At 65.6% G+C, this 15,153-nt stretch carries 15 protein-coding genes; 5 read left to right on the top strand and 10 right to left on the bottom strand.

Translation table 11 applies throughout. The annotated features are described in order from the left end of the window. Positions 1–31 precede the first annotated feature (31 nt). The 7 genes from E3E11_RS07450 to E3E11_RS07415 all read right to left on the bottom strand — a co-directional run bounded on the left by E3E11_RS07450 (position 32) and on the right by E3E11_RS07415 (position 7,209). Complete coding sequence (locus tag E3E11_RS07450) at positions 32–940, bottom strand: ABC transporter ATP-binding protein (RefSeq protein ID WP_141451831.1); 909 nt, start codon at positions 938–940, stop codon at positions 32–34. Beyond that, complete coding sequence (locus E3E11_RS07445) at positions 937–2,019, bottom strand: FecCD family ABC transporter permease (protein ID WP_196778305.1); 1,083 nt, start codon at positions 2,017–2,019, stop codon at positions 937–939. The genes E3E11_RS07450 and E3E11_RS07445 overlap by 4 nt, the downstream gene beginning before the upstream one ends. Before the next feature lie 41 nt (positions 2,020–2,060). After that, positions 2,061–3,254 (bottom strand): ABC transporter substrate-binding protein, encoded by a 1,194-nt coding sequence (locus E3E11_RS07440; protein WP_231118891.1) that lies wholly within the window; start codon positions 3,252–3,254, stop codon positions 2,061–2,063. A 285-nt stretch (positions 3,255–3,539) separates the two neighbouring features. Beyond that, entirely contained in the window at positions 3,540–4,178 is a 639-nt protein-coding gene (locus E3E11_RS07435) for a Smr/MutS family protein (protein WP_141451830.1), read from the bottom strand. After that, positions 4,178–4,969 carry a DNA-methyltransferase gene (locus tag E3E11_RS07430; protein WP_141452243.1) on the bottom strand — a complete coding sequence of 264 codons (792 nt, stop codon included), beginning with the start codon at positions 4,967–4,969 and terminating at the stop codon, positions 4,178–4,180. Before E3E11_RS07430 ends, E3E11_RS07435 begins: the two co-directional genes overlap by 1 nt. A gap of 68 nt (positions 4,970–5,037) precedes the next feature. Then, positions 5,038–6,384, bottom strand: coding sequence for a murein transglycosylase A (gene mltA, locus E3E11_RS07420; protein ID WP_231118889.1), 1,347 nt, complete (start codon positions 6,382–6,384; stop codon positions 5,038–5,040). 81 nt (positions 6,385–6,465) lie between these two features. After that, positions 6,466–7,209, bottom strand: a complete 744-nt coding sequence (locus E3E11_RS07415; RefSeq protein ID WP_141451829.1) for a Tim44 domain-containing protein — start codon at positions 7,207–7,209, stop codon at positions 6,466–6,468. 336 nt (positions 7,210–7,545) lie between these two features. Here E3E11_RS07415 and secB point away from each other — a divergent pair, with 336 nt between their 5' ends. Next, positions 7,546–8,091, top strand: a complete 546-nt coding sequence (secB, locus tag E3E11_RS07410) for a protein-export chaperone SecB (RefSeq protein ID WP_141451828.1) — start codon at positions 7,546–7,548, stop codon at positions 8,089–8,091. Between the two features lie 67 nt (positions 8,092–8,158). Here the strand turns inward: secB and E3E11_RS07405 are convergent, their stop codons facing one another. Both E3E11_RS07405 and hemC read right to left on the bottom strand, forming a co-directional pair. Further along, positions 8,159–8,863 (bottom strand): uroporphyrinogen-III synthase, encoded by a 705-nt coding sequence (locus E3E11_RS07405; protein ID WP_141451827.1) that lies wholly within the window; start codon positions 8,861–8,863, stop codon positions 8,159–8,161. Positions 8,864–8,901: 38 nt separating this feature from the next. Beyond that, positions 8,902–10,002, bottom strand: a complete 1,101-nt coding sequence (gene hemC, locus E3E11_RS07400; RefSeq protein WP_141451826.1) for a hydroxymethylbilane synthase — start codon at positions 10,000–10,002, stop codon at positions 8,902–8,904. A 102-nt stretch (positions 10,003–10,104) separates the two neighbouring features. On the opposite strand from hemC, the gene tsaD reads away from it, so the two are divergent. The 4 genes from tsaD to murJ all read left to right on the top strand — a co-directional run bounded on the left by tsaD (position 10,105) and on the right by murJ (position 14,491). Further along, positions 10,105–11,295, top strand: a complete 1,191-nt coding sequence (gene tsaD, locus E3E11_RS07395) for a tRNA (adenosine(37)-N6)-threonylcarbamoyltransferase complex transferase subunit TsaD (RefSeq protein ID WP_231118888.1) — start codon at positions 10,105–10,107, stop codon at positions 11,293–11,295. After that, positions 11,292–12,263 carry an NAD(P)H-dependent glycerol-3-phosphate dehydrogenase gene (locus E3E11_RS07390; protein WP_141451825.1) on the top strand — a complete coding sequence of 324 codons (972 nt, stop codon included), beginning with the start codon at positions 11,292–11,294 and terminating at the stop codon, positions 12,261–12,263. The genes tsaD and E3E11_RS07390 overlap by 4 nt, the downstream gene beginning before the upstream one ends. Before the next feature lie 69 nt (positions 12,264–12,332). Beyond that, a complete protein-coding gene (locus tag E3E11_RS07385; protein ID WP_407938674.1) occupies positions 12,333–12,914 on the top strand; it encodes a glutathione peroxidase in 582 nt (193 codons plus the stop codon). A gap of 8 nt (positions 12,915–12,922) precedes the next feature. Further along, entirely contained in the window at positions 12,923–14,491 is a 1,569-nt protein-coding gene (gene murJ, locus E3E11_RS07380; RefSeq protein WP_141451824.1) for a murein biosynthesis integral membrane protein MurJ, read from the top strand. On the opposite strand, the gene E3E11_RS07375 is transcribed toward murJ, so the two are convergent. Further along, the gene (locus E3E11_RS07375; RefSeq protein WP_141451823.1) at positions 14,488–15,000 is read right to left on the bottom strand and encodes a GAF domain-containing protein; all 513 of its coding nucleotides are present in this window, start codon (positions 14,998–15,000) and stop codon (positions 14,488–14,490) included. The two genes, murJ and E3E11_RS07375, sit on opposite strands and share 4 nt — an antisense overlap. Positions 15,001–15,153: the final 153 nt, after the last annotated feature.

Below are 15,153 nucleotides of genomic sequence, written 5' to 3'. Positions count from 1 at the left end.
AGTTCTCCTGTCCCCGCCAGGGAGGGCCGGGTCAGTTTTCCGCTTTCCCAGGCCCTGGCGCGACCAGGCTGGCAGGGGCATTTTCAGCCAGACCGTCGACGAGCACATGCGGCCTGCCCTGGCCGCATACTTCCAGGCGGGCCTGCACGCCGTAGACCTTGGCCAGCACTTCAGGCGTGGTCACTTCCTGTGCCTTCCCCTGGGCCACGCACTGGCCGTCCTTGAGGAAAACCACGTCATCGGCGCGCTGCAGGGCGATGTTGAGGTCATGCACGACCAGCAGCGTCACCATGTTGCGCTCCCGGGTCTGCTGGCGGACCGCCTCCATCACCGCAACCTGGTGGCGCAGGTCCAGCGCGCTCAATGGCTCGTCAAGCAGCAGCAGGTCAGGCTTTCTCACCAGGGCCTGCGCCAGCCCGACTAGCTGGCGCTGGCCGCCCGAAAGCTCGTCAAGGTAGCGCAGCGCCAGATCGGCAATGCCCAGCCGCTCCAGCATCGCCACGCTTTCAGCCAGGGCCTGCTCGGCCCCCATCGGCGTGCCTGCCCGGCGTGCGACCATGACCGCCTCCAGCACCTGCAGGTGCACGGCAGGCGGCAGAGCCTGTGGCAGGTAGGCGCTCAGTTTCGCACGCTCGGCAGAATTCATGTTCGACAGGCAGGCACGCCCCAGCCAGATGCCGCCCTCACTCCCCTTGTCCTGCAGGACGCGGCTTGGCGTCAGACCGGCGACAGCGCGCAGGAAGGTTGATTTTCCCGAACCGTTGGGGCCCAGCAGAGCCGTCACCTGCCCTGGCTGCAGCGGCGCCAGCGTGAGATCGGGAATGACGGTCCTGCGCCCATAGGCAACGTTGAGATGGCTGACTTTCAGGGCCCCTTCTTCTCCCTGTTGCCCATGGGGGGCGGAAGAAATGTCAGAAGCTGCGGGCTGCACCAGGGTCATATGCGCCTCTTGAGCACGATGGCCAGAAAGAAGGGAATGCCCACCAGGGCTGTCACGATGCCGATCGGGATCACCACGCCCGGCAGGAGATTTTTGGCGGCGATGGAAGCGAGCGAGAGGATCAGCCCGCCGCAAAGGGCTGCAGCCGGCAGGTAGAAACGGTGGTCCTCGCCCACCAGGCGGCGGGCGATATGGGGAGCGACCAGGCCCACAAAACCGATCGTGCCGACAAACGAGACCGCCAGGGCCGAAAGGATGCTGATGCGCAGCAGCGCCCAGATCCGCAGGTGGCGGATGTTCACACCGTAGCTTGCCGCCCGGTCCTCGCCCAGCCGCAGCGCGGTCAGGGCCGGCGCTGCGCGCCAGCTGAACGGCAGCACGATGGCGCAGCCCAGCGCCAGGACAGTGATCTTGGGCCAGTCGGCGCGCGTCAGGCTGCCCATCGTCCAGAAGACCAGCTCCTGCAGGGCATCTTCATCAGCGATGAACTGCATGAGCGAGACGAGCGCCTGGAACGTGAACACCAGGGCGATGCCGAACAGAACGACCATGGAGGTGGAATGGCCGCGCAGGCGTGACACCAGCTCCAGCAGCAGGGCTGAGCCGACGGCAAAGAGAAAGGCCTCGAACGGTATCATCCAGTCTTCGGGGACGTAAGGCAGCCGCCAGTCCAGCACGATGGCCAGGGAAGCGCCGAAGGCCGCGGCAGCTGACACCCCCAGGGTAAAGGGACTGGCCAGCGGATTGTCCAGAATGGTCTGCATCTCAGCGCCTGAAGCGCTCAGGGCGATGCCCACGAGCAGGGCCATCAGCGCGTAAGGCAGGCGGATATGCCAGACGATGATAGAAGCGGTCCCCGCGCCCGGGTGCCACAACGCATGCCACAGCTGCACCGGCGTCAGCCCGGCCGGGCCGAGAGAGAAGTCCAGCAGAAGGGAAAGGCAGATCAGCACGCCCAGCACCGCCAGCACCGCCATGCGGCGGCGGTGCAACCGGCGGTAAGCGGTATGCATTCCCTGCACGTCCATGCCCTTCACATCTATGACAGGGGCAGGCGGCATGTCAGGGTCAGGCGACATGGACGGCTCTCCCCCTCGGCTTCATGAACGCCCTCCTGGCCTCAGGGCGCACCGGCAGCGGTCCAGTAAGTGCCGCTTGCCGGCAGACCGTGAAAGCGCGTGCTGATCTCATGCAGGTCGGCCTCTGGATTGAGGTCAGGCAGGAGACCGGGATAAAACCACTTCGCCATGGCTTCAATGGCCAGAATGTTGAAAGGACTGTCATAAAAGGAGTGCCACAACCCGTAGCTGCGCCCTGACCTGACAGCCTTGAGCTCTGAAAGTTCCGGTGCCTGGAGCAGGCTGTCAAGCGACTGGCGTGCCACAGCTGGCGTCACCTGCGCGCCCAGCTTCAGCCCGGGCCCGGTGTGGCCCGGCCCCCGCGTGCCGTCGAGGATCAGCACGTCGGGATTGCGGGTGATCAGGGTTTCAGCTGAGACCTCCCCCAGAAAACCCGGCAGCAGGGGCGCTGCGATGTTGCGGCCGCCGGCTGCCTCGATGAAAGCGCCCATGTTGCCCTTGCCCGCCGTGTGGCAGCAGCTGCGCGTTCCGGCCAGCATGTCGATGAACACGGTCGGGCGCTTCTCTGCAGGCACGCGGGAAGTGGCCTGCTGGATGAGATCCAGGCGCGACTGATAGAAATCGGTATAGGCCTTCGCTTCCTGCGGGCGGTCAAGCGCCTGGCCCAGAATGTGCATGCTGGGCACTGTATGGGCCACGGGATCAGCGCGGAAATCGACAAAAATAACCGGAATATGCGCAGATTCCAGGCGCTGCGTCACCGCGCTCGACTGACCTGGCCCATGGCCGGAAGTGCTGAAAACGGCCAGGTCCGGATGCAGGTCGAGCACTTTTTCAGGGCTGATCGTGTCAGCGGAAGTGCGCCCGATAACCGCGACCTGCTCGGCTTCCGGATGGCGTTTGCGGAGCTCGTCATAATTCTGGGTATCAGCCGTGCGGAATTCACCCTGCCAGCCCACCACCCGGCTGAAGGGATTATCCCCCTCCAGCGGCTGCAGGGCATAAATCAGCCGCCCCTCGCCCAGCACGATGCGTTTGGGATGGTCGGGCACTGTCACGTGGCGGCCGAGAATATCGGTCACTTCCCGCGCGCCGGCTGCCTTGATGAGGGACGCAGAAAGGGAGGAAAGCCCCCAGGAGTTCGGCAGCCACGCCGCCCCCAGAGCCAGCACCAGGCTCCCGCCCGCCAGCAGACAGGCGCGCTTCAAAGCGCGCAAAGCCGTGTCCAGTCTCACGATTCTCTCCTCTCATCACCGCGCTTGCGGAAGTTTGCCGGCCCGGCCGGAAAGGCGCCAGATTCTGGAATATGAAGATACCTGAAGATGACTGACACGTAATTGATAATCATTTGCGATTGACCGGTCCGTTCCTTCATAGCCGAGCTGCGAAAGAGCGCCAAGTTATCCTGACCGCTCTACCCCGCTGTTATGCGACCGCCATAAGGCAGGCCCGCTGCAAAACATCCTGTTCAGTACAGATTATGAATTTTCCTTAACCCTCTCCTGCGCCCGCCCCTCCCTTCAGCGCTTGCGGCGCAGCAGAATCCTCACAGCTCCCTGGTTGGCGGCATGGGGGTGAACGACAGCCAGCACGGAAGGGCGTATTTCACCGCGCTGCAGCCAGTGGCGCAGCTCCCGCCGAATCGCCCCCCCTTCCGGCCCGCTCCCCATCCCGGTGACGATTTCCACGCACCGCCAGTTCATGCGCCGTGCCCGCGCCATGAAAGCCAGGAAGAGCTCGAAGGCTTCCTGAACGACGTAGCCGTGCAGGTCCAGCCGCCCGTCCAGCGCCATCCTGCCGCGTGTCAGCCGCCGCCACTGGGTCGTATCCAGCCCGGGCGCACGGGCGCCGACATAGAGATCGTGCGCGCCGGTTGAGGGCCTTGCAGGTCCGGTGGCGTTCCCACCTCCGCTCAGAAACTGCCGGAACAGGTCCGCCTCCTGCACAGGGCCCGGTCGCTCCCTGGCAAGCGGCACGGATTGGCGGGCAGGTTTGGCGCGTACAGGAGCAGGTGAAGAGTGGTCGACAGGGGAAGCCGCGAGAGGCTCAGGTGTAGGAGATTCAGAGGGGCTGCGGCCTGCAAGAGGCTTCACAGTGCGGGCAACCGCCTGCCAGAGGGCCTTTTCTTCTTCGTGCAGCGTTCTTGGGGCACGTGCCATCACTGTGCCCCTGCCCCACACTGGCGCAGGCGCTCGCGCGCGATACGGACATAGCCCGTATCGGCTTCAATGCCGATCCCGCGTGCGCCCAGCTTCTGGGCTGCAACCAGGGTGGTGCCGGTGCCCATGAAGGGGTCCAGCACCACCAGGTCCTCCCGGAGGCCGTGCAGTTTCAGGCAGGCTTCCGGCAGGGCGACGGGAAACGTGCCGGGATGGCTGAACTTGCCGGCCCGGCTGTGCACGGTTTCATAAGGAATGAACCAGGTATCGCCCCGGCAGCGGCGGTCCTGGCCATGGTTGCGGCGGGCGATATTGCTCTTGTCGGTAAAGGGCACGCCTGCTTCCAGCCGCGCCAGGGAGACCTGGCCATGACGGGTCAGGTGGAAAACATGCTCATGGTTGCGGTTGACGAAACGCCTGGAATTAACCGGCTTGAAATGCCCGTGCGTCACCGCGCCCACAGAGATGGATTTCACCCAGATGATGTGATTCTGCAGCACAAAGAACTCCCGCAGGCGCACCATCAGCTCGAAAGGCAGCCAGGGCTGGGCGGAAGAGCCGGCGATATTGAGGAAAAACGATCCCTCCTCATGCAGGGCCTGGCTTAAAAGCCGGCAGATGCCCACCAGCCAGTCGAGATAATCCGCCTCAGACCGCCGGTCGCGGTAGCTGTTATAGGCCAGGCCCAGATTATAGGGCGGGGAAGTGACGACCACATCCACGCTGCCTGGCGGCAGGCGCTTGAGGACCCGCGCGCAATCGCCGCGGATCAGCGTGTGACGCCCCACCATCTCCCTGCGGGCGCGCAGAACCCTGTCCGCGCCCCCGGGCGCAGCGGCAGCTTTGGCCAGCACGGAAGTTATTGCGGGCGTGCGGGTGGCAGGGGCACCAGCACCACCATGCGCCCTGCACTCCTCAGGTGCCCCGCAATCCACGGCGCCAGGGGGCCATGACCCATGAACAGGTCTGCGCGCCCGGGCCCGCGGATATCGGTCCCCGTATCCTGGGCGAACACGATGTGGCGCCAGGGGGTCAGGCCGCCCGTGCGCGGGTCAGGCACCTGCGTTTCCACCCATACAGGCGCTGCGAAGGGCACGTAACGCCGATCAATCGCCATGGAGCGCCCGGCCGTCAGCGGCACCCCGAAGGCCCCTGGAGACCCTTCTTCAGCCGCGGCCGGGACAGTAATGCGCGGGATGCGGCCAGGACCGGAAGCGGGACGGTCTTCCCCTTCCTCCGGCTCGTCCGTCTCGCCGATGGCTTCATTGACTCCACCACCCGCCTGCGCAGGGACAGGGGGCGGGTCGGAGAGAAGACGGAAGAAGACGTAGCTCGGATTGCTTTCAAGCACACCGCGCACTTCCTGCGGATGGGCAGCAAGCCAGGCCCGGATGGTATCGGCATTCACCGCGTTGCGTGCCAGCGCCCCCCTGCGCTCCAGAACGCGACCGATCGGCACGTAAGGCTGGCCGTTCTTGCCGTCATAGCCGACGCGGATCGTCGTGCCATCTGCCAGAACGAGCCGCCCCGACCCCTGGATCTGCAGAAAGAAGAGGTCGACCGGGTCCCTGACCCAGGCCAGTTCCAGGCCCTTACCCGCCAGCGAACCCGCATCGATCATGGCCCGGCTGTCATAGGGCACAAAGGCCGGTCCCTGCCACCGCCCGAAAACACTCTGCCCGTTCGTCATCCGCGCGCGCTGCAGATCGGGCGGGCGGCGGTAGACCGGCACCTGAAAAGCGTCCTGGCGCGTCAGGGAAGCGGCGACCTGCGGCTCGTAATAGCCCGTCAGCAGGGCGCGGTCTGTCAGCACGTAAGGCTGGAACCAGCGCTGGACATAATTGCGGATGACCGTCCCGTCGCTGCCAGCCATGGGCAGGGCGGCACATGCCCCGGCCCAATCAGCGTTCAGGCGGCCGTAAGGGAGGGAAGGTACGCCGCCCAGCGCGGCATTGGGCGGCAGGGTGGCAAGATGGCGGCACTGCTGCTCAAGCCCGGCCATGACCCCGCGCCAGTTTTCACCTTCCAGCCCGGCAAGGGCCGTCCAGCTGGTGGGGCGCGCCGTGATTTCAGCGGGGGGACGGGTGTCAGAGTCCGTGCAGCCGCCCAGGCCCAACCCCCCGGCACCCAGCACCAGCCCCCAGGCCAGCACTGAGCCCGCTATAGAGGGCGTTCCCGCGGCACGGTTTTCAGGTCTCTTTCTCATCCTGATCTCTTTTTCACCCGCTCTCTTCATTCCCCCTCAAACCGGCCGGGCCGATCGGCTTTCCGCCCTCCCAGGCCGCACTCAGGTGGTGGCTGTTCCCGAGAGGCGCCAGACGGAAGCGCCTTCAGCACCCGGCATGTGGGTCAGGTCCCACAGATCATGAAATTCCGTCAGGGCTTCAGTACCTTCCACCACAGTGCCTGAAGCATCGGTGACATAGCTCAGCTGCCAGGAAGTTATGGCGACCGTGAGGCGGCACATCATGGCAGCCGGGTCTTCGGTATCGGGCAGAAGGGTCACGCGGTTCAGCGCAATGCGCTCAATGCGGCGGATAGTGGCATGAAGCTTCAGGCCTTCACGCGCCACGCGGTCCATCGCCTGGGTGAAACTCGCCATGACAGCAGGTGTCAGATGGGCTGCCAGAAAGTTTTTGTCGCCGCGCACATAGGCGCTCAGCACTTCACGGAACAGCGTGTTGACCTGGTGCAGAAACCCTTCCGACGTGAATCCGGGCACCGCAGCGCTCACCTGCGAGAGCAAGGGCCGGGCCTCGGGCGCCACAACATATTGCGTCGGCTTTTCAGCGTTTTCCATCTTCCCGGGCAGCGGCGGCGGCTGGAGGGGGGCACGCTGCAGAGCTGCAGCCGCTTTGGGCGCTGCAGGACGCGGGGGCTGGCGCACGCCCTGCGCGCCGACCTTGCGGCCCAGCACGCAGTAAAGCGCTGTGGCAAGCGCCACCGCCACTACCGCCCAGGTTACGGTTTCCCAGGGAATATGAGCCATCATGCGTTCCAGTAATTCCTCATGCGCCTGAGCGCCATCCATCTTCACCGCCTGCCCTGCGGCCTGTTAGAGAGCTTAAGAGCTTATCACCCGACCGTTTGCCGTTTACAGCAGCAGACAGATATAAATTAGGCATCTAAACGTTCAATCTCAACCACTCCCTAGGGGCCAGAGGCTCTCTTGGCCGTATCTTACGGTCTTTTAGTGGCCTCTCACCTGACCCGCGCGGCATGGCGGGAGGGCCATTGGTCCCAAGAAGGATACATGCTAGCCATACAGCCGGCGTCATAAAAATCTTTTTCTTTTTTCTGCCTCATGGGCCGCTCCCTCCCTTGAGCGCCTGACCGTGCAGAGCAGATCTCCCAAGAAAGGTCCGACATGGCTGATACCGATCAAACGCCCCCCGCCCAGCCCACTGACGCGCAGAACGCGCCCGAGCAGAACGCCCCTCCCGGCATGCCGGTGGCCATCAACCTGCAGTACCTGCGCGATCTCTCCTTCGAGGTCCCCCAGGGCGCCAATACGTTCGCAACCCTACGCACGCCCCCGCAGGTCGGCGTCAATATCGACGTCCAGGCCAATCGCCTGCAGCAGGACCAGCAGGTTTATGAAGTGGCGCTGATCATCCGCGCTGAAGCCGTTGAAGCCCCTACCGAGGAAAAGCCGGAGCCGGGCCGGGTGGTCTTCATCGCTGAGCTGAACTACGCCGCCATCGTCACCCTCGACAACCCGCCTGCCGAAGCGGTGGAACCGATTCTCCTGGTGGAAGTGCCGCGCCTTCTCTTCCCCTATGCGCGTTCCATCATCAGCGATGTCACGCGTGAAGGCGGCTTCCCCCCCATCGTGCTGCAGCCCATCGACTTCGTGGCGATGTGGCAGGCAAAACGGGCCCAGAATTTCCCCGAGCCCGCCGGCGAAGCCTGAGCTTTTTACAGCTTGACTGGCATTCAGCACGCGCTACCCCCCTCCCGGGCGGCGCGTGTTGTCATTCTCAGCTAAGCTGATGCAGCAACGCGCTGACCGGAGAGGCGATCATCACTTTCCGCCACCGCACGCCCTCTGCAGCGCGCCTGGCAATCGCCTCTGAAAGACAGAGACAGTCCGCAGCTGCAAAACAATCCTGCAGGACCGGCGGGCAGAGCTCGAAGAAAGCGGCCGCACTTTCAGTCGAGCAGAACATTACTGCCGCCACGCGTCCTTCAGCCAGGGCCTGCAGGGCATCTGCCGGCAGGGCCGCCAAGGTGCGCACACGGTAGGTTTCCTGCCAGCCTGCGCCCAATCGCCTGGCCATTTCCGCGCCATAGGCCTGCCCGTGCCGACCGCGACCGCAGGCAAAAACCAGGTGCGCCCCGCCAAGTCCCAGCTCCCGGCACAGCCCTTCCAGTTGCCCGGCCGTGCCGCCGGCGCTGCGCACATTCACAAAGCCTGCGGCCCGGGCGCGATCGCCTGTCGCCTCCCCCACGCTCAGTAACAGCCGGTCGCGTGGCTGGTTCTGCAGGGCCGAGAGCGCCTGCGCGCTGGTGATAGCAAGCGCCTGGGCCGCAAGCGGTGGCAGGGGGGCAGAAGGTATGATTTCAAGACCGGGGGCACCCAGCATGGCCCAGCCCAGCGCACGCCCCTGCGCCAGGGTTTCAGACAGTCCGGGCTCAGGCCGTGTGACCAGAACCACCTGCCGCGCTGATTGCGCGCCCTTCACCTGAAAGCTTTCATGACGCCTAGGCGCAGCAGACCGGCTCAGGAGGCCATGATGTCGGCAAAGATGTGTTCAGGCGTATCGCGCCGCAGCTCGGCTGCCAGCTCATGGCCCATGCGTGCTGCCTCGGTCATGGGGCCGTGGATGTGGCGGCGCAGCATGAAAGTGCCGTCTTCGCTGGCAATCAGCCCATCCAGATAGAGGGTCTGGCCGTGCAGGCGGGCATAGCCTCCGATCGGCGTGCGGCAGGAGCCGTCCAGCGCTTCCTGCAGGGCGCGTTCAGCCGTGGCGACCGCGCGCGCTTCAGGGTCCTCGATGGCCGACAGCAGCTCACGCAGCTCGTGATCGCTCTCACGCACGGTCACGCCGACAATGCCCTGCCCGGCTGCAGGCAGCATCACCGTCGGCTCCAGCGCAACGTCGATCCGGTCCTCCATGCCCAGGCGGCGCAGCCCGGCGACAGCCAGCAGGGTAGCATCGCACGCGCCGCCATTGAGCTTGTCGAGACGGGTCTGCACATTGCCGCGCAGCAGGCAGAAGCGCAGGTCGGGCCGCACATGCAGCATCTGCGCCTGGCGGCGCACGGAGGCACATCCGATCAGGGCCCCTTCAGGCAGGCAGTCGAAGGGATGGTCGGGGTCGATCTCCACCTGGCGGTGGCGCAGGATCAGCGCGTCACGCGCGTCCTCGCGCTTGAGGGTGCAGGCAAGCACCAGGCCTTCAGGCAGGCGCGTCTCCAGGTCCTTGAGGCTGTGAACGGCGAAGTCGATTTTGCCTTCCACCAGAACGTCATGGATTTCCCGCGAGAAAAGGCCCTTCCCCCCGATGGTCGACAGGCGGTCCTTGAGATTGCGGTCCGCCACGGTGGTCATCTGGTGTTCCTGAAACGCCCCCAGGTCGCGCAGGAGCGGGCAGAAGCGGGTCAGGCGGGTCAGGAAATTGCGCGTCTGCACCAGCGCCAGCGGCGAGGCGCGCGTGCCCACGCGCAACGGCAGCTTGCGCCGCTCGGGCGGCATGGTGCCGTGCATGCGGTGCGCCGCCCGTGCCGCCACCTGCTGCAGCGCAGGGGAGCTCAGGAGGCTGGAAGGCAGATTCTGTACGGAAACGCCGCCTGCTGGATGGGCGGAGGAATAACGGGTCATAGACACGTATTCTAACCGATCTGGAGGCTTGTGTCATTGTTTTACATGTTTTGCGGGCTGCGGGCAGATGCCGTCCCGGTGGGGGTGTCAAGCCCAGGCAGAATGCGACATACTTTCCCCATGCCCCAACGCGCTTCCGTCCCCCTGCACCCGACCTCTCCCGTTTCGGCCCCTATCGCGGCCCCTGTTCTGGCTATCGAAAGCTCCTGCGACGATACGGGATGCGCCATTCTTGACGCTGATGGGCGGATTCTGGGCGAAAGCCTGCTGTCGCAGGAAAGCCATGCCCCGCTGGGGGGCGTGGTGCCTGAAATCGCTGCGCGCGCGCATCTGGAAGCCCTGCCGGCGCTGGTCGACCTCACGCTTGAGCGCGCCGGGCTGCAGCTTGACGACATCGCCGTCTTCGCCGCCACCACGGGGCCGGGGCTGATCGGCGGCGTCATCGTGGGCAGCACCTATGCCAAAGGGCTGGCCATGGCTCTGAACAGGCCCTTCATGGCCATCAACCACATCGAGGCCCATGTTCTCACCCCCCGCCTGCCCGAGCCGGCACACAGTCCTACAAAAACCGGCACCACCCCTTTGCCTGCCTTTCCCTATCTGGCCCTGCTGATGTCAGGCGGGCACTGCCAGTGTATCGCGGTCGAAGGGGTGGGGCGTTACCGGCAGCTGGGCGCCACGATTGACGATGCGGCAGGCGAAGCTTTCGACAAGGTTGCCAAGATGCTCGGCCTGGGCTGGCCCGGCGGGCCGGCGGTGGAAAAGCTGGCCAGGGAAGGCGATCCCCACGCCTATGACCTGCCGCGCCCCCTCAAGGGACGGGCAGGCTGCGATTTTTCGTTCTCGGGCCTCAAGACAGCGGTGGCGCGGCAGATCGTCCCCTACGGCATGGCGCCCCTGCCGCGGCAGGTTGCAGCTGACCTCGCCGCCTCCTTCCAGCAGGCTGTGGCGGATGTGATGGTCGACCGCGCCGCCAACGCCCTGGCCCTGTTTCCTGAAGCCACGACGCTGGTGGTGGCAGGCGGCGTGGCGGCCAATACCGTGCTGCGCACGCGGCTGCAGGACCTGGCGCAGGCACATGGCATCGGCTTTCAGGCCCCTGCCCTGCGCCTGTGCACCGACAATGCGGTCATGATCGGCTGGGCCGCGCTCGAGCACCTGCGCCAGGGCGGCCCAGCGCCTGACGACCTCGACCTGCCGCCGCGCCCGCGATGGCCCCTGAGCGAATGCCGCCCTGCCCCTGAGCGCGCAGCAGAAGCAGACCAGCAGGCACTGGCGGGAGGGAGACCATGAACGGCCGGCCGATCGTCGCCGTCATCGGGGCCGGTGCGTGGGGAACGGCGCTTGCCTGCGCGCTGGCAGCTGTTGCCGATGTCAAGCTCTGGAGCCACACGCCCCTGCCCGCCGGCACGCGCCATACGCCGCGCCTGCCCGACATCACCCTGCCGCCCAATGTGGAACTCGTAGGCGACCTGCCTGCCGTTGCGGACTGCGTGCTGATGGTGGTGCCCACCCAGGCGCTGCGCGAGGTTTCTGCCAAACTTGCCCGGGTGCTGGCGCCGGCTGTGCCCGTCGTCAGCTGCTGCAAGGGCCTTGAGCACGGCACCGCCCTGATGCCCCTTGAAGTCCTGACGCGCACCATGCCCGGCCATCCGCTGGCCGTGCTGGGCGGGCCGAATTTCGCCATTGAGGTGGCTCGGGGGCTGCCGGCTGCGGCAACGCTTGCTGCAGGGCAGCGCATCTTCGCCCAGGAGCTGGCTGAAAACCTCAGCACGCCTGCCTTCCGCCTCTATGCCAGCACTGACCCGCTGGGCGTGCAGCTGGCCGGCGCTGCCAAGAATGTCTACGCCATCGGGGCAGGCGTGTGCATCGGGGCAGGCATGGGAGAGAACGCGCGCGCTGCCCTGCTGACGCGCGCGCTGGCAGAGCTGGGCCGCCTGGTCGAGGCGCTGGGCGGGCAGAGCAAGACGGTCTACGGCATGGCCGGCATGGGCGATCTGGTGCTGACCTGCACCGGCATCGGCTCGCGCAATTACAGCCTCGGCATGGCCCTGGGCAGCGGTGAAAGCCTCGATTCCATCCTCGCTGCCCGCACGACCGTCGCCGAGGGGGTGCTGACCGCGCCCACCCTGGCTGAGCTGGGGCCGCGTTACGATGTGGAAACCCCCATCATTGACGCCATCGCCCGCCTGCTGCGCGGCCAGGTCACCGCCCAGGACGTGCGCAAGGAGCTTTTCGGCCGCCCCCAGCGCCTTGAGTAGAGTTCGGCCGCCTTTTCTTCCCGCGTTCCCGCTTCGTCTTACCGTCTTTTATTGGTGCATGCAGGCTTCATGGCTTCCTCTTCCGCCCCTTCAAGTGCTCAGAAACCGATCGCCTATGATTTCACCCTGCCCGCTTTGAGTGGCTCTTCAGCTGCCGAGCCTCAGCAGGAAATGCGGCCAGAAGAGAAGATCGATCTCTCGCGCTGGCGCGGTCGCCCGCTGCTTATCGTCAACACGGCCTCGCGGTGCGGGTTCACGCCGCAATACGAAGCCCTTGAGGCCCTGTGGCAGAGCCAGAATAAGGATTCGGACGGGCTGGTGGTCATCGGGGTGCCGAGCAATGATTTCGGCGCCCAGGAACTCGACACGCCCGGTGAAATCGCCAGCTTCTGCCAGGCGCGTTACGGCGTCACCTTTCCGCTGGCTGCGCGCAGCCATGTGCGCGGGTCCCAGGCGGTTCCGCTCTATCGCTGGCTTGCCGGGCAGGCCGGTTTTCTGGGCCGGCCGCGATGGAATTTCCATAAATATCTCATCGGCCGCGACGGGCGGCTGCAGGACTGGTTCCTGCCCTCCACCACGCCTTCAGCCCCCCGCCTGCAGCGTGCGATCAGGCGCGCGCTCCAGACCCCACCGCCAGCGCGCGCACGCTGAGGCCGGCCATGCTGCGTTCCCTGCTGACCGTGGGCGGCTGGACCATGATCTCGCGCCTCCTGGGGCTGGTGCGCGACCAGCTTCTGGCCTTTTTTCTGGGGGCAGGCGGCGTGCAGGATGCCTACCAGATCGCCTTCCGGCTGCCCAACATGTTCCGCCGCCTGTTTGGCGAAGGCGCTTTCAACGCCGCCTTCATTCCGCTTTTTACAGGCATTTTTGAGAAGGAGGGGCGCAGCAAAGCGCTGCTGTTTGCAGGGCGTTCGCTCTCCATGCTCGTGGTGTGGCTGGTCTTCCTCACGGTGCTGGGGGAGATCTTCATGCCCCAGCTCATCGACGTGCTGGCACCGGGCTTCCGGCACGGCAACCTGCACCGCTACCAGCTGGCCGTGCAGCTGACGCGCATCACCCTGCCCTATATGGTCCTGATCTGTGCGGCTGCCCTGGTGGCGGGCATGCTGAACGGGCGCAATCATTTCAGCGCCGCCTCGGCAGCTTATGTCACGTTCAATATCGTCGGCATTCTCTCCATTCTGGCAGGCGCGTGGTACGGCCATGACGACATCGCCCAGGCCGGTGCCTGGGGCATCACCCTGTCAGGGGTGCTTCAGCTTGCCCTCCTGCTCTGGGCGGCAGCGCGGCACCATATCCTGCCGCCCCTGTGCTGGCCGGTTCTGTCGCACAATATCCGCCTGCTTCTCAGGCGCATGGCCCCGGGCCTCGTGGGCTCGGGCGTAACGCAGCTGAACCTGACAGTGGACACGATCATCGCCACCCTGCTGCCGACCGGCTCGATCTCGTGGCTGTATTTTGCCGATCGCGTCAACCAGCTTCCCTTAGGCGTGCTGGGCGCAGCCCTGGGCACCACGCTCCTGCCGCTGCTGAGCCGCCATGCCTCAGGCGGTGACCGGGTGGCGATGCGCGAAAGCCTCGACCAGGCGATGACCTATGCGCTCCTGCCGGTCCTGCCTGCGACAGCCGGTCTTCTGGCCACCGCGCCGCTCATCATGAGCACTCTCTTCGGCTACGGGCATTTCACCCTGCCTGACGTGGTCAATTCCGCCGGCTGCCTGCGCGCCTATGCGCTGGGGCTACCTGCCTTCGTCATCATCAAGCTGCTGGCCCCCGCCTTTTTTGCCGAAGGCGACACCACGACCCCGGTGCGCGTGGGGCTGATGACGCTGGCCCTCAACCTGGCCCTCAACCTGGCTTTCTACCGCCCGCTTGCCTGGCTTGGCCCGCCCCTGGCCAGCGCGGCAGCCGCTCTCGTCAACATGAGTGTTCTCATGGTCCTGCTCTACAGGCGCGACCTGTTCCGCCCTGACCGACGCGCGCTGAGCCAGGCCGGGCGGATCCTGCTTGCTGCCGTGCTGATGGGGCTTTGCGCCTGGGCGGTCACGCGCACCGTGTTGTGGGACCTGCCGCACTGGCACGGCCTGCTGGCGCGCCTGATCGGCCTGATGTGCCTGATCGGCCTCAGCGGCGGGCTTTACGCCTTCCTGCTGCTGGCCCTGCGGGTCGTCACGCCTGCGCAGCTGCGCAGCTTTGCTGAGCGGCGTCTCAACAGGCGCCGCGGTTAGGCAGCAGACCCGTCCTGCTTCTGAACGCTCAGGGAAGCTACCAGCAGGTCAACCAGGCGCTGCAGGGCAACTTCATCATCGTGGGTGAAGCGGTCTGCAAGCGGGCTGTCGATGTCGAGAACGCCGAAAAGCTCTTTGCCACCCGGCCCGGGCCGGAAGATGGGCACGACGATCTCCGAGCGGGAAGCGGCGTCACAGGCGATGTGGCCTGCAAACGCATGGACATCCGCCACGCGCTGGACAGTGCCTGTCTGCGCTGCCGTGCCGCACACGCCGCGCCCCAGGGGAATGCGGGTGCAGGCGATACGGCCCTGGAACGGCCCCAGAACCAGCATCCCGTCACGGACCACATAGAAACCGGCCCAGTTGACGTCAGGCAGGGCTTCGTAAAGCAGGGCTGACAGATTGGCCAGATTGGCGACCACATCTGTCTCGGCAGCCAGGAGCCCCCGGGCTGCTTCAAGTATATCCTCCAGGCTCCAGCTTTCCCTGCGGGGCGGTGCGCTCATGACTTCCCTCCTTCAGCTTTTTCAACGCGTCAGCTTCAATGCTTCAACGACTCAGGGCTTCAGCGACTCAGGGGCATGGACCCCTGTTTCTATCCCCTGTTTCTGGCCTGCCTGCAGTAAAGTGGCGCATCGCCCATCTTTCTCCTACCCTTG

The sequence above is a fragment of the Oecophyllibacter saccharovorans genome (assembly GCF_006542375.1).
Taxonomy (GTDB): Bacteria; Pseudomonadota; Alphaproteobacteria; order Acetobacterales; family Acetobacteraceae; genus Oecophyllibacter; species Oecophyllibacter saccharovorans.
Note: the sequence above shows the minus strand (reverse complement) of the source record. Positions and strands in the feature narration are given on the sequence as shown.